The following is a 13,768-nucleotide window of genomic DNA, read 5'->3' on the forward strand; positions in this document are numbered from 1 at the left end:
GCAAGCGCCAATGAAAAGGCCTGAAGTCACTCATAAAGGCACTTGATATATTCGCCGGAGCGGGTGGCGCGCCGCTCGATCAAACGCGCAAGCCGTTGCAGGCCGCGCCCCGGTTTACCGGCATTGCGCTCGTAAGGGTTTGGCAACGAAACCGCCAGCAGCGCCGCCTGCCGGCGCGAGAGTTTTGCGGCCGGCACGTTGAAATGATGCTGCGCCGCCGCCTCGATGCCGTAGATGCCCGGCCCCCATTCGGCGATGTTGAGATAGATCTCCATCAGCCGCCGCTTGCTCCAGATGAAATCCGCGGCGACCGCCAGCGGCAGTTCCATCGCCTTGCGCAGGAACGAGCGGCCGTTCCAGAGAAACAGGTTCTTTGCCGTCTGCATCGGGATGGTGCTGGCGCCGCGGGTCTGTTCGCCGGCCAGCGCCTCGTTGACGACCGCACGCATCTCGCCCCAGTCGACGCCGCCATGACGGCAGAACTGCCCGTCCTCGGACATCATGACCGCCTGCACCAGATTGGGCGAGATCGCGTCGAACTCCACCCATTGCCGGTCATAGCCGCGCAGGAGCGCCAGATCGCGCAGCATCAGCGTCGAGACAGGGCGGACGAATTCGATCGTGTAAAGCAGGATCAGCACATAGGGCAGCGCAATGAAGGCCAGCACGGCAAGGACGATACGTCGCCAGTTCCGGCGCAGCCGGCTCATCCAACCGTCCCTCTCACCGGCTTCCGCCTCCGTATTGACCGTGTCTGCGCGTGTTTCCGGTACGATGTCCAAGAGCCGGCGTCCGTCCTTCCGTCGTTGCGCCTTCATACCGTCCCGGCTCGCCAAAAACCAGTGCGCGCCGCGATTCTTTGAAGCACCCCGGGCATTGCCGTTGCGTCGACCGGGAGCCCATGCCAAAGAGCGGCGATGAGCGAACGTTACCAGGAATTCCAGTCGCACCTCAGAACCAATGCCGAAGCGGTGGAGGCGCTGCTGGCGGCGCTGCTCTCCGGCGCCGTGCAGACGGACGAGATCGCGCGGCCGGAACGCCTGCTCGCCGCCATGCGCCATGCTGTCCTCAACGGCGGCAAGCGCCTGCGCCCCTTCCTGGTCATCGAGACCGCCGCCCTCTTTGCGAATGTCGAGCGCGAGACGGCGCTGCGCATCGGTGCGGCGCTCGAATGCATCCACTGTTATTCGCTCGTGCATGACGACCTGCCCGCCATGGACGACGACGACCTGCGCCGCGGACAGCCGACTGTGCACGTCGCCTTCGACGAGGCCGCCGCCATCCTTGCCGGCGACAGCCTGCTGACGCTCGCCTTCGATATCGTCGCGGCCCCCGAAACCCGCCTGCCCGATGCCACCAAGACCGCTCTGGTGCTTGCGCTGGCGCGTGCCGCCGGCATCGGCGGCATGGCCGGTGGCCAAGCGCTCGATCTTGCGGCGGAGACGGTGGCACCGGACGAGGACGGCATCGTCACGCTCCAGGCGATGAAGACCGGCGCGCTGCTGCGCTTTGCCTGCGAGGCCGGCGCAATCATCGCCGGCGCCCCGGACCGCGACCGGCTGACACTGCGCCGCTACGGCGAAACAGTCGGCCTCGCCTTCCAGATCGCCGACGATCTCCTCGACCTCACCGCCGATGCGCAGACCATGGGCAAGGCGACCGGCAAGGATGCCGAGCGCGGCAAGGCGACGCTCGTGTCGCGCCGCGGCCAGGCCTGGGCGGAAAACCGTCTTCGCGAGCTTGTAACGGAGGCCGAGGCGCTGCTTGCGCCGTTCAGCCATCGGGCCGACATCCTGATCGAAACCGCCCATTTCATCGCAAATCGCAGGAATTGACCTCATGAGCAAATTCTGGTCGCCGATCGTCGCCACGCTCAAGCCCTATGTCGCAGGCGAGCAGCCGCGCATTCAAAACCTCACCAAGCTCAACACCAACGAAAACCCCTACGGCCCCTCGCCCAAGGCGATTGCCGCCATGCAGGCCGCCGTGGCCGACAGCCTGAAGCTCTATCCGGACCCGTCCGCGCTGGCGCTGCGCCAGTCGATCGCCCGCTTCTACGGTGTCGACGCGGACCAGGTCTTCGTCGGCAACGGCTCGGACGAGGTGCTGGCGCATGCCTTCGTGGCGCTGCTCAAGCATGAGAAGCCGCTGCTCTATCCGGATATCACCTACAGCTTCTATCCGACCTATTGCCGCCTGTTCGGCATCGAGGCCGTGGAAATCCCGCTGAAGGACGATTTCACCATCGACCTTGCCGACTACGACCGCCCCTGCGGCGCCATCGTCCTGCCGAACCCCAACGCCCCCACCGGCATCGGGCTGCCGCTCGCGGCCATCGAGAAGCTGGTGGCCGAACACCCCGACCAGCCCGTGGTGGTCGACGAGGCCTATATCGACTTCGGCGGCGAAAGCGCGATCCCGCTGACGAAAAAATACGACAACCTGCTCGTCGTGCACACGCTGTCGAAATCGCGCTCGCTCGCGGGTCTCCGCGTCGGCTACGCCATCGGCCAGCGCCCGCTGATCGACGCGCTGGAACGGGTCAAGGACAGTTTCAACTCCTATCCGCTCGACCGCATCGCCCAGGCCGGCGCCGCTGCCGCCATCGACGACCGCGCATGGTTCGACGAGACGCGGGGCAAGGTCATCGAAACGCGCGAACGCGTCAGCGGCGCCCTGCGCCAGCGCGGCTTCGAGGTCCTGCCGTCGCAGGCAAACTTCGTCTTCGCCCGCCACCCGGCCCACAGCGGCGAAGCGCTCGCCAAGGGCCTGCGCGAGCGCGCCGTGCTGGTGCGCCACTTCGCCAAGCCCCGCATCTCGGATTTCCTGCGCATCACCATCGGCACGCCGGAGGAATGCGACCGCCTGATCGCCGCGGTCGAGGAAATCGTCTAAGCCCGCGAAAACCCCTCTTCCTTACCGGATGAGGGGGTCATGTGGTGCAATTCCGCGGCTTGGAGAGCTAAAGACGATCGGTTATCGTCCATCGAAATCCACCGGTGAACCATGACCGATCTCACGCCCTATCTTCCCCAACTCGCCGTCGCCTGGACGGCCTATTTCATCGCCACGGCCTCGCCGGGGCCGGCGATCATTGCCATCATCGCGACCTCGATCAGCCAGGGCCGGCGGGCGGGGCTGGCGCTCGCTTCCGGCGTGCTGACGGGCTCCTATGTCTGGGCGATCCTGACGGTCTCCGGCCTTTCCGCACTGATCCGCACCTATGGGCAGGCGCTCATCGTGCTGAAGGTCGTCGGCGGCTGTTACCTGCTCTGGCTCGCCTGGAACGCGTTTCGCGCCGCGCGCAGGAGCGAGGAAGTCTATCGCGCGCAGATGGCGGCGCTTCCGGCCCTGTCGCCGCGCCGACAATACCTCAAGGGCCTCGGCATCCACATCACCAATCCGAAGGCGATCTTCAACTGGATCATGCTGACGTCGCTCGGCATGCCGCCGGGCGCGCCGGGCGGCGTTCTGGCGAGCTTCATCGCCGGCTGCATGGTGATCGGGATCGCCGTCTTCCTCGGCTTCGCGCTGGTCTTCTCGCTCGGCCCCGTGCACCGGGCCTACCTGAAGTCGCGCCGCGCCATCGAAGGCATCATGGCCGCCTTCTTCGCCTTCGCCGGCTTCAAGCTACTGACGACTCGGCTCTGATTATTCAGCCGCGGCCTGCCCCTGCCCGTAGCGCTTCTCGATGTAGTCGCCGACGAGCGTCTCGAAGTCGCCGGCGATGTTGGTGCCGCGCAGCGTCATCGCCTTCTTGCCGTCGACATAGACGGGCGCGATCGGCAGTTCGCCGGTGCCGGGCAGCGAGATGCCGATATCGGCATGTTTGCTCTCGCCCGGGCCGTTGACGATGCAGCCCATGACCGCGACCTTGAGGCCCTCGACGCCCGGATATTTTTCCCGCCAGACCGGCATGTTCTTGCGGATGTCGTCCTGGATCTTCTGGGCGAGTTCCTGGAACACCGTCGACGTGGTGCGCCCGCAACCCGGACAGGCGGCGACGACCGGCAGGAACTGGCGGAAGCCCATGACCTGCAGCAATTCCTGCGCCACCTGCACTTCACGCGTACGATCGCCGCCGGGCTCCGGCGTCAGCGAGATGCGGATCGTATCGCCGATGCCTTGCTGCATGAGGATGGCGAGCGAGGCCGACGAGGCGACCACGCCCTTGGTGCCCATGCCGGCCTCCGTGAGGCCGAGATGCAGCGCATGGTCGGAGCGCGAAGAGAGCATCGCATAGACGGCGATGAGGTCCTGCACGTTGGAAACCTTGGCCGACAGGATAATGTGGTCGCGCGCCAGGCCGATCTCCTCGGCAAGCTCCGCCGAAAGCAGCGCCGATTGGCAGATCGCCTCGCGCATGACCTGCTGGGCGGTCAGCGGAAAGCCCTTCGCCTGGTTGTCGTCCATCAGCCGGGTCAGCAGTTCCTGGTCGAGCGATCCCCAGTTGACGCCGATGCGCACCGGCTTGTCATAGCGGATCGCCGTCTCGACGATCGCACCGAACTGCCGGTCCTTCTTGTCCTTGAAGCCGACATTGCCGGGATTGATGCGGTACTTCGCCAGCGCCTCCGCGCAGGCCGGATGGTCGGCCAGCAGCTTGTGGCCGATATAGTGAAAATCGCCGACGAGCGGCACGTCCAGGCCGAGGCGCAACAGGCGCTCGCGGATTTTCGGCACTGCGGCCGCACTCTCGTCGCGGTCGACGGTGATGCGCACGATCTCCGAACCGGCGCGATGCAGCGCCGCCACCTGGGCCACCGTACCGTCGATATCGGCCGTATCGGTGTTGGTCATCGACTGCACGACGACCGGCGCGCCGCCGCCGACGAGCACGCCGCCGACATCGACGCCGACGGACTGGCGCCGCGGCTTCGGTTCAAAATCGAAGGAAAAGGACATGGGAGAGCCTCTTGCTCGAAACGTGGCCGCGATCGGCTTGGGAACGCGCGGCCTTTGCCCTCAGGTGGATCAGGAAACGGGCCTTGTCAACCGTCAGGGCCGGGACGCGCGACGATTTGATCGCCCCGCGCCCTCCCGGCCTCAGCGATGATCGCGCACATCCGCATGCACCGCATGGTGCGCGAGCAGCAGCACGACGATGAACAGCACCGGCATCATGGCGAAGATGATCGCAAAACTCGTATGCTCGGCGATGAAGCCGATGACGGAGGGCGCGAAAAGCGAACCGGAATAGCCCATCACCGTCGCGACGGAGAGCGCCACGCCCTGAGCGAAGCCCGGCAGGTTGCCGGCGGCAGAAAAGGCGATCGGCACCATGTTGGAAATGCCGACGCCGCAGATCGCAAAGCCCGCCATCGCCACATAGGCATTCGGCGCCGTGCCGGCGATGACCATGCCGATCATCGCCATGATCGTGCAGAAGCGCAGGGTCTTCACCGCGCCAAAACGATCGCGCACATGGTCGCCGGCAAAACGCATGACGGCCATGGTCAGCGAGAAGGCACCGAAGGCGAAGCCGGAGAGCCCCAGCGTCGCGCCGAGCTCGTCGCGCATGTAGAGCGCGCCCCAATCGAGGATCGCACCTTCCGGCACCATGGAAAACAGTGCCATCAGGCCGATCAGCCAGGGCAGAAGCGTCGTCGGCAGGCGCACCTTCTGGCGCTCGTCGTTCGGATGCGGCGCATCGTGCAGCACGAACGGCCAGATGACGAGAAGGGCCGCGGCGCCGATCACGGTGAGCAGGCCCGCATGCCCCATGACGCCGAGCGCCTCGATGAGGAAACCGCCGGTCGCCGCGCCGATGAAGGCGCCGAGGCTCCAGAAGGCGTGGCAGGACGACATGATGGCGCGCCGCATCGACTTCTCGACCTCCACGGCGTTGCCGTTCATCGCCACGTCCATCGCCCCCATCAGCCCGCCGAAGAAGAAAATGGCGACAGCGCCGACGGGGATGTTCGGGGCGATCGAGAGCAGCAGCATGGTCGAGAGAAACAGGATCGTCGCGCCCTTCACGGTGCGCGTCGTGCCGAAATGGGCGATCAGGAAGCCGGCGATCGGCATCAGGACGAGCGAGCCGATGCCGAAGAACATGATCATCAGGCCGAGCCCGGATTCGGAGAGCCCCAGGCGGGTGGCGAATTCCGGAATCTTCGTCGCCCAGGCACCGGCAAAGGTGCCGTTCAAGAGGAAAAGGCCGGAAACGGCGAGCCGCACGGGCGGGAAATAGGTCTTGGCGAAGGATTTGCCCTGGAGGGCACTTTCGGGCGTCGTCATGGGAATTCCATTTCAGGGAAGCTGGGTGGGCGGCGCTCAGCCGGCCCGTATGATGTCGATGCCGGCCGCGGCAAAGGCTGCGGCCTCCGTCTCGTCCGCATCCGCCTCGATGATGGCGCGCGCCACCCGCGACAGCGGCACGACCGAATAGGGGGCTGCGGTGGAAAGCTTGTCGTTCGTGACGGAGATCATCACCGTTCTGCTGCGCGAGGCGAGGAAGCGCTTGAACTCGGCATCCTCGAACGAATGGCAGGTGACACCCGCCTCCCGCTCGATGCCGCAGACGCCCAGAACGAGGATGTCCGGCCGCAGCGCCTCGGCGTCACGCATCGCCTTGGCGCCGACGACACCGCCGACGCGCGGATCGACCAGGCCGCCGAGCTGGATGGTGGGGATGTCGCGTTCGAGGAGGGCGGCGGCGATGGCCGGCGCATTGGTGGCGACCGTCAGGGCGGCCCCGGCGGGCAGCGCACGCGCGAGGGCGAGATTGGTGCTGCCGGCGTCGAGGAAAACATTCGATCCCGCGGGAAGGAGCCCGGCGGCGGTGCGCGCCAGCGCGGCCTTGCTGTCGCCCGCAATCCCGATGCGCTCGCTCATCGAGGTCAGCGACTGGGAAATGCGCAGCGCCCCGCCATAGACGCGGCGGCAGAGGCCGGACGCGGCCATCTCGCGCAGGTCCCGCCGGATCGTATCTTCCGACACGCCGAGCTCCAGCGCCAGCTCCGCCGCGATCACCCGCCCCGAAAGGTCGAGCCGCGTGCGGATGAGGTCCTGCCGTTCCCCGAGGAGTAGTTCCTGTCCTGACATCATCCGTCCAAATCATGCATGATTGCGTGACAATGCGCACAACTCGGCAAGACATTCAAGAAAGAGGCGTTCACGTTTGATGACCGGCACAAACAAAAACCCCGCCGTTTCCGGCGGGGTTTTGTCGATCAGCTTATCCAGCCTGCTTTATTCGCGGTTGCCCAGGAAGCGCAGCAGGAACAGGAAGAGGTTGATGAAGTCGAGGTAGAGTGTCAGCGCACCCATGATGGCCTTGCGGCCGGCCACGACGTCATCGTCAGCGTCAAAGTACATTTCCTTGATCTTCTGGGTATCCCAGGCCGTGAGGCCGGCGAAGACCAGCACGCCGATCGCGGAGATCGCGAAGTCGAGCGCGGACGACTGCAGGAACAGGTTGACGAGCGAGGCGATGATCAGGCCGAACAGGCCCATGATCAGGAACGAGCCCATCGCGGAAAGGTCCCGCTTCGTCGTGTAGCCGAACAGCGACAGTGCGCCGAAAGCGGCTGCGGAGACGAAGAAGGTCTGCGCGATGCTGGCGCCGGTGTAGATCAGGAAGATCGACGACAGCGACAGGCCCATCAGGCCGGCATAGATCCAGAAGGTCGTCTGCGCGGCGCTGACGCTCATCGTGTGGATGCGGAAGCTCAGGAAGAACACCAGCGCGAGCGGCGCCAGCATCACGACCCACTTCAGCGGGCTCACATAGATCGCCTGGCCGAAGGCAGTCAGCTGGCCATCGGCGAAGGCTGCCTGCGAGGCGCCGAACGCCACGAGGCCGGTGATCGCGAGACCCAGCGCCATCAGGTTGTAGACCCGGAGCATATAGGTGCGCAGGCCCTGGTCGATGACGGCGCCGGCCTGGGCACCGGCATTCGCCGTTCGGGTCTGGTAGTTGCGGAGATCAGCCATGTTGTCCTCTTGGTTCAAGCCCCATGTCCTATACGGTGTCGGTCTCACGGTTATTCGCTCCGATCGTTCGGGGCGCGCTTCCGGGGTCCAGGCAACCGCTGCGGGGCTCCAGCTTGCCTGTGGTAAATATGAGCATGAATTGTGTCTCGCACAAGACCCGCGACCCCAACGGGAGCGCGGGTCCTGCCAGCGTCAAAGTTCGCGCAGGACCGGTGCCGCCTTCTGTCCCAGAATGCGCCAGGTGCCGGCAAGGCCGATGCCGACGGTCATCACCAGCGCGGTCACCACCGTCATGACGGCGACATCCGGCAGGAAGCTCGACGGCAGCGTCATGATGCGGCTCACGACGAACCAGGCCGCCACCCCGCCTGCAAAGAGGGCGAAGACCGCGGTGGCAAGCCCCAGCATCAGATATTCGTAGCTGAAGGCGCGGATCAGCGTCGCGCGCGTGGCGCCCAGCGTCTTCAGCACCACGGCATCGTGCACGCGCGCCCGGTTGCCGGCCGCAAGCGCGCCGGCAAGCACGAGGATCGAGGCGATGAGCGCCACGGCCGCGGCCGCCCGGATCGCCGTCGCGAGCTGGCCGACCAGCTCGTTGACCACGTCGAGCGCATCCTTGACGCGCACGCTGGTGATGGTCGGGAAGGCGTTGGTGACCGCCTTCAGCGTTGCGGATTCCTGTTCGGCGGTGGCGCCCGGATCGATCATCGTCGCCAGCCACGCATGCGGCGCGCCGGCAAAGGTGTTCGGCGAGAAGACCATGACGAAGTTGATCGACAGCGATTCCCACTCGACATTGCGGAAATTGGCGATGCGCGCCGTGATGTTGCGGCCGAGCACGTTGACGGTGATCTTGTCGCCGATCTTGAGGCCGAGTTCGCGGCCCTCCTCGGCTGCGAAGGAGACGAGCGGCTCGCCGGAATAATCCTCCGCCCACCATTGCCCCTCCGACAGCGTCGAATTTTCGGGCGTGCGCTTGGCATAGGTGATGCCGCGGTCGCCGCGCAGCACCCATTGACCTTCCGGCGGCACCTTGACCTTCGCCACGTCGACGCCGTTCAGCTCCATGACGCGGCCGCGCAGCATCGGCACTTCGACGATCTTGCCATCCGGCATGTTCGCCTTGAGCACGTCGCGGAACCCGTCGAGCTCGGTGCCCTGGATGTCGACGAAGAAGAAGTTCGGCGCCCGCTCCGGCAGGTTGCCGGTGAGTTCGCGGCGCAGGTTGCCGTCGATCAGCGTCAGCGTGACGAGCAGCGCCAGGCCGAGGCCGAGCGATAGCACGACGGAGGACGTGAGCGCCCCCGGTCGATGGATATTGCCGACCGCGAGCCGTAAGGCCGGCGAATTGACCCGCGGGCTGCGTTTCGCCAGGTCGGTGATCAACATGGCGACGAGACGCAGTACGACGAAGGCGAAGGCGATCGCGCCGAGGAAGACGACCGCGATATAACGGTCGTAAGCCGTGAAGATCGCCAGCCCCGCGAGTGCCACGAGGAAAACGGCCGCGCCCAGCACATAGGGCCAGCTCGGCAGGCGGCCGGCCTCGAAACCCTGCTCGCGGAACAGCGCCGTCGCCGGCACTTCGCGGGCGTGGCCGAGCGGCATGATCGCGAAGGCGAGCGCCGTCAGCAGGCCGAAGACGGCGGCGAGCAACAGCGCCGAAGGATAAAGCGTCGCCTCCGCCGGCACCGGCAGCACGCCTTCGAGGAACTGCATCGCCACCATCGGCATCAAGGCGCCTGCGACAAGGCCGATCAGGATGCCGACCAGGGCGATCAGCGCGATCTGCATGAGATAGACCAGCGCCACCAGCGAGGCTGGCGCGCCGAGGCACTTGAAGGTCGCGATGACCGAACGCTTGGAATCGAGATAGGCGCGCACCGCATTCGCCACGCCGACGCCGCCGACGATCAGCGCCGTCAGGCCGACGAGCGTCAGGAACTGCGAGAAACGGGTGATGTTGGCGGTGAGCGATGGGGCCGCACTGTTCGAAGTACGGATCGACCAACCCGCCGTCGGGAAGGCCTTGTTGGCGTCCGTCCGGACCTTCGCGAGGGACAGATCGGCATCGGCAAGCCGCACGCGATAGGCGTTTTCGACGAGGCTGCCGGTCTGCACCAGGCCGCTCGCCTGCAAGGCCTCTTCGGACAGCATCAGGCGCGGCGCGAAACCAAAACCTTCCGAGACGGCATCGGGCTCGCGCACCAGCGTCGCCGTCACCTTCAGCCGCGCCGTGCCGAGCAAAATCTCGTCGCCGACGGCGATGCCGAGCCGGTCGAGCAGCAGGGGCGCCACCACGGCGCCATAGGCCTCGCCCTCCTTGGCAAAGAGCGCGGAGGATGGCTGCTGCGGGCTGGTTTCCAGCGTGCCGTAGAGCGGATAGGCGCCATCGACGCCCTTCGCCTCGACCAGCGTCTGGTCGGAGCCATCCGGCAGGCGCGCCATGGAGCGCAGTGCCGATGACAGCGAGACGTCGCCAAGCCCCTGAAAGTGTTTCAGCTCTTCCGGCGCGGCGAAGCGATTGTTGAATTCGAAGCGCACGTCGCCGGCAAGCAGGCTCTGCCCCTGCGAGGCGATCGCCTGGGTGATGGCGCTCGATACCGAATTGACGCCGGCGATCGCCGCCGTTCCGAGCGCGATGCAGGCGAGGAAGATGTAGAAACCCTTGAGACCGCCGCGCATTTCACGCGTCGCCAGCCGCAGCGCCAGCGGGACCTGCCGGAGGACCTTGCCGATCCTCATGCCGGCACCGCCGCGGCAACGGCTGCGCGGGCGGGTGCGGCGCCGGACACGATCTCGCCGGAGCGCATGGCGACCTGGCGGCCGCAGCGGGCGGCGAGCGACGGATCATGCGTCACCAGCAGCAGCGTCATGCCGCGCTCGGCCTGTTTGGAGAACAGCAGGTCGGCGATCTGCCGGCCGGTCTCGGTGTCGAGATTGCCGGTCGGCTCGTCGGCGATCAGCAGTTTTGGCGAGGGGGCGAGCGCACGGGCGATCGCCACGCGCTGCTGCTCGCCGCCGGAAAGCTGGCCGGGATAGTGCGACAGGCGCTCGCCGAGCCCCACCGCCGTCAATTCCTGCCGGGCAATCTCGAACGCATCGCGCACATTGGCGAGTTCCAGCGGCACCGCGACGTTTTCCAGCGCCGTCATGTTGGGAATGAGGTGGAAGGACTGGAAGACGATGCCGATATTGCGGCCGCGGAAATCGGCCACCTGGTCCTCGTTCATCCGGTGCAGGGGGGCGCCATCGATATGGATCTCGCCGCCGTCCAGCCGTTCGAGACCGGCGAGCACCATCAGCAATGTCGACTTGCCGGAACCGGACGGGCCGACGATGCCGACCGATTCACCTGCATCGATGGCAAGGCCGATTCCCTTCAGCACATGGACGGAGGCGGCCGCCCGGCCGAGGGTGAGATCGGCATTTTTGAGATCGATGATGGTTTTGGCCAAGGAATTCTGCCCTATATGTTCTTCTAACAACTGGAATGCCAGCAATCTAGGAACACCAATATGGCGTTTAAAGCGACTCTCGGATTTTTCGCCGCGCTTGCGATCACAGCTTTGTTATCCGCGGGCGCCGCGCGGGCCGAGCCGGTCAAGCTCGTGGGTTTCGGCGACAGCCTGATGGCCGGCTACCAGCTCCCCGCCGCGGACGCCTTTCCGGTGAAGCTGCAGGCGGCGCTGCGCGAAAAGGGCTACGAGGTCGAGATCGCCAATGCCGGCGTCTCCGGCGACACCAGCTCGGGCGGGCTCGCCCGGCTCGACTGGTCGATCCCCGACGGCACCAGGGGCGTCATTCTCGAACTCGGCGCAAATGATGCGCTGCGCGGCATTGCGCCGGAAGAGACGGAAAAGAACCTCGACGCCATGCTGACCCGCCTCAAGGAGCGCGGCATCGCGGTGCTGCTCGCCGGCATGATGGCGCCGCCGAACATGGGTCCCGAATATGGCGAGCGCTTCAACGGCATCTACCAGCGGCTGGCGCAAAAACATGGCGCGACGCTCTATCCGTTCTTCCTCGACGGGGTCGTGACCAAGGCGAACCTGCAATTGGAAGACGGCATGCATCCCAATACCGAGGGCGTGGACGTCATGGTCCAGACGATGCTTCCGACAGCGGAGACTTTCCTTAAATCCATCACGGCAGGGGAGTAGTTTTCGCGGGTGCGAAATAAGGGTTGCGCAAAAAACGGTTGCGTGATTCGCTGATGTCACATTCCAGTAGGGAGAAGTCGCATGCCGAGACTTTTCGTAGCCCTCGAAGTGCCGCGCAACGCGGCCATGAGCCTCTCGCTTCTGAGAGGCGGCCTTCCCGGAGCCCGCTGGATAGACGTCGAGAACTTCCACATAACCCTGCGTTTCATCGGCGATATCGACGGCCGCACCGCCGATGAGGTGGTCGACAGGCTCGACCGCATCGAGCGCCCGGAATTCCAGCTTGCGCTTTCCGGCATCGGCTCCTTCGGCTCGAAGAAGCCCCATTCGGTCTTCGCCGGCGTCACACAGGCACCGGAAATGTACGCCCTCCAGGGGGAAATCGAGCGCATCTGCCAGCGCCTCGGCCTGCCTGCCGATCCGCGCAAGTTCACGCCGCACGTCACGCTCGCGCGCCTGCGAAACTCCCGCCCCGAAGAGGTCGCCCACTACCTCACCGGCCGCGGCAACTTCCACACCAGCGCCTTCACCGTGAACCGCTTCGTGCTGATGTCCTCCAAGGAATCCGTCGGCGGCGGGCCTTACCTCACGGAAGAAATCTTCCCGCTGTACGAATCGGGCGGGAATTGGGATGGGGCGGAACTGCACGACCATCTGTGATTGCCTAATCGCAAGTGAGCCGAGTTAAAACGCTCGGAACGTATTCGGTGCCACCGAAGCCTGATTAATTTTCCTCGGTGTTATTCCGATCGATCATGGACGACAAGTTATCGAGATATACAGGTAGATCGGAAACCACAAAGTAAAGGTGCCGGAGATCCCATTCACTGGGCTCGATTTCGATAGGAGAGCCATCCAATTCTGTGGAATATCGAAATGCGGTAGCTCTAGGATCAACTGGATCCAACTCGAAAACTATTTTTGAAAAATAAAACAATAGATAACCTTTCTCATCGTCCCCGCCACCCTCATCATTTACCGCTTCCTGTAAGGTTTTTAACAATACGCGAAGGTTATGCCCAGCGCGTGCGGGAACAACCCCTCCGGCGTACTTAATGTGCCACTTTAATGATACCTCTATTCCATGGCGAAGATTAAACATCGCTGGGAATATTAAATTATTGGCGCGAGGGTACTCCCGAAGAACCTCCCGTAGAAGGAAAGAACTCGCGTCGAGATAGCCCTCCCATATTCGACATTCTCGCCATCCGCCACCGTGCCGAAATTCGACACTCGGAACATTGTTTTCCGCCGGAGCGATCAAACGAGTCTCGCCGCTTTCGAGAAATGCTTGGTAGAGTTCATTCTCATCATCGGTCGACATCAGCCTTCACGATGCTCCTTTGGCACAAAGGGTTTGGCATGTGCTGCCGGCGCTGCCGAAATTGCATGGCCAAATGGCCAATTTCGGACGAACCTACAAAACCCACAAGCTGCCTCGTAACCGCCCGCGCGTATCGCGTTGATCCGATTCAACATTTCGCGTCTACCGCAAAAAATCCATCTACCCGTTGTGGTGAACAAATCCTGAATCCGCCCGAGTCAGCGATTCGTCGCCGATTCGTTCCGCGACTGTTCCAATAAGCCGGCAAACGACCGGAAAAGCGCTCACTTTCGCCTTGCCCCTTGCCATTGCCGCCCCTGATGGGCATCTGTTGCCTGCCGGA

Annotated in this window: 13 protein-coding genes; 5 read left to right on the forward strand and 8 right to left on the reverse strand. The window is 64.6% G+C overall.

Features of this window, described 5'->3' with window-relative positions:
- Positions 1-26: 26 nt before the first annotated feature.
- A complete protein-coding gene (gene mtgA / locus GB927_RS22610; protein WP_439626551.1) occupies positions 27-782 on the reverse strand; it encodes a monofunctional biosynthetic peptidoglycan transglycosylase in 756 nt (251 codons plus the stop codon).
- Between the two features lie 135 nt (positions 783-917).
- Between mtgA and GB927_RS22615 the strand changes: the two genes are divergently transcribed.
- From GB927_RS22615 to GB927_RS22625, 3 genes are all read left to right on the forward strand, one after another.
- A complete protein-coding gene (locus GB927_RS22615; RefSeq protein WP_256119481.1) occupies positions 918-1,835 on the forward strand; it encodes a polyprenyl synthetase family protein in 918 nt (305 codons plus the stop codon).
- 4 nt (positions 1,836-1,839) lie between these two features.
- Positions 1,840-2,895: a histidinol-phosphate transaminase gene (hisC, locus tag GB927_RS22620; RefSeq protein WP_256119482.1), complete on the forward strand. Its 1,056-nt coding sequence runs from the start codon at positions 1,840-1,842 to the stop codon at positions 2,893-2,895.
- 111 nt (positions 2,896-3,006) lie between these two features.
- On the forward strand, positions 3,007-3,651 hold the full coding sequence (locus GB927_RS22625) for a LysE family translocator (RefSeq protein WP_256119483.1): 645 nt from the start codon (positions 3,007-3,009) through the stop codon (positions 3,649-3,651).
- Here the strand turns inward: GB927_RS22625 and ispG are convergent, their stop codons facing one another.
- The 6 genes from ispG to GB927_RS22655 form a co-directional block, all read right to left on the reverse strand.
- Positions 3,652-4,905: a flavodoxin-dependent (E)-4-hydroxy-3-methylbut-2-enyl-diphosphate synthase gene (ispG, locus tag GB927_RS22630; protein ID WP_256119484.1), complete on the reverse strand. Its 1,254-nt coding sequence runs from the start codon at positions 4,903-4,905 to the stop codon at positions 3,652-3,654. It abuts the gene before it with no gap.
- A gap of 141 nt (positions 4,906-5,046) precedes the next feature.
- Positions 5,047-6,240 (reverse strand): MFS transporter, encoded by a 1,194-nt coding sequence (locus GB927_RS22635; protein WP_256119485.1) that lies wholly within the window; start codon positions 6,238-6,240, stop codon positions 5,047-5,049.
- A gap of 36 nt (positions 6,241-6,276) precedes the next feature.
- On the reverse strand, positions 6,277-7,047 hold the full coding sequence (locus GB927_RS22640) for a DeoR/GlpR family DNA-binding transcription regulator (RefSeq protein WP_256119486.1): 771 nt from the start codon (positions 7,045-7,047) through the stop codon (positions 6,277-6,279).
- A 147-nt stretch (positions 7,048-7,194) separates the two neighbouring features.
- Entirely contained in the window at positions 7,195-7,938 is a 744-nt protein-coding gene (locus GB927_RS22645; RefSeq protein ID WP_256119487.1) for a Bax inhibitor-1/YccA family protein, read from the reverse strand.
- A 192-nt stretch (positions 7,939-8,130) separates the two neighbouring features.
- Complete coding sequence (locus GB927_RS22650) at positions 8,131-10,683, reverse strand: ABC transporter permease (RefSeq protein ID WP_256119488.1); 2,553 nt, start codon at positions 10,681-10,683, stop codon at positions 8,131-8,133.
- Positions 10,680-11,396, reverse strand: coding sequence for an ABC transporter ATP-binding protein (locus GB927_RS22655; protein WP_256119489.1), 717 nt, complete (start codon positions 11,394-11,396; stop codon positions 10,680-10,682). The genes GB927_RS22650 and GB927_RS22655 overlap by 4 nt, the downstream gene beginning before the upstream one ends.
- A gap of 60 nt (positions 11,397-11,456) precedes the next feature.
- On the opposite strand from GB927_RS22655, the gene GB927_RS22660 reads away from it, so the two are divergent.
- Both GB927_RS22660 and thpR read left to right on the forward strand, forming a co-directional pair.
- Positions 11,457-12,101 carry an arylesterase gene (locus tag GB927_RS22660; protein ID WP_256119490.1) on the forward strand — a complete coding sequence of 215 codons (645 nt, stop codon included), beginning with the start codon at positions 11,457-11,459 and terminating at the stop codon, positions 12,099-12,101.
- Positions 12,102-12,182: 81 nt separating this feature from the next.
- Complete coding sequence (gene thpR, locus GB927_RS22665) at positions 12,183-12,761, forward strand: RNA 2',3'-cyclic phosphodiesterase (RefSeq protein WP_256119491.1); 579 nt, start codon at positions 12,183-12,185, stop codon at positions 12,759-12,761.
- A 64-nt stretch (positions 12,762-12,825) separates the two neighbouring features.
- Here thpR and GB927_RS22670 read toward each other — a convergent pair whose 3' ends face one another.
- Positions 12,826-13,425, reverse strand: coding sequence for a hypothetical protein (locus GB927_RS22670; RefSeq protein ID WP_256119492.1), 600 nt, complete (start codon positions 13,423-13,425; stop codon positions 12,826-12,828).
- Between the last annotated feature and the right edge of the window lie 343 nt (positions 13,426-13,768).

The organism is Shinella lacus (assembly GCF_010994755.1).
GTDB lineage: Bacteria > Pseudomonadota > Alphaproteobacteria > Rhizobiales > Rhizobiaceae > Shinella > Shinella lacus.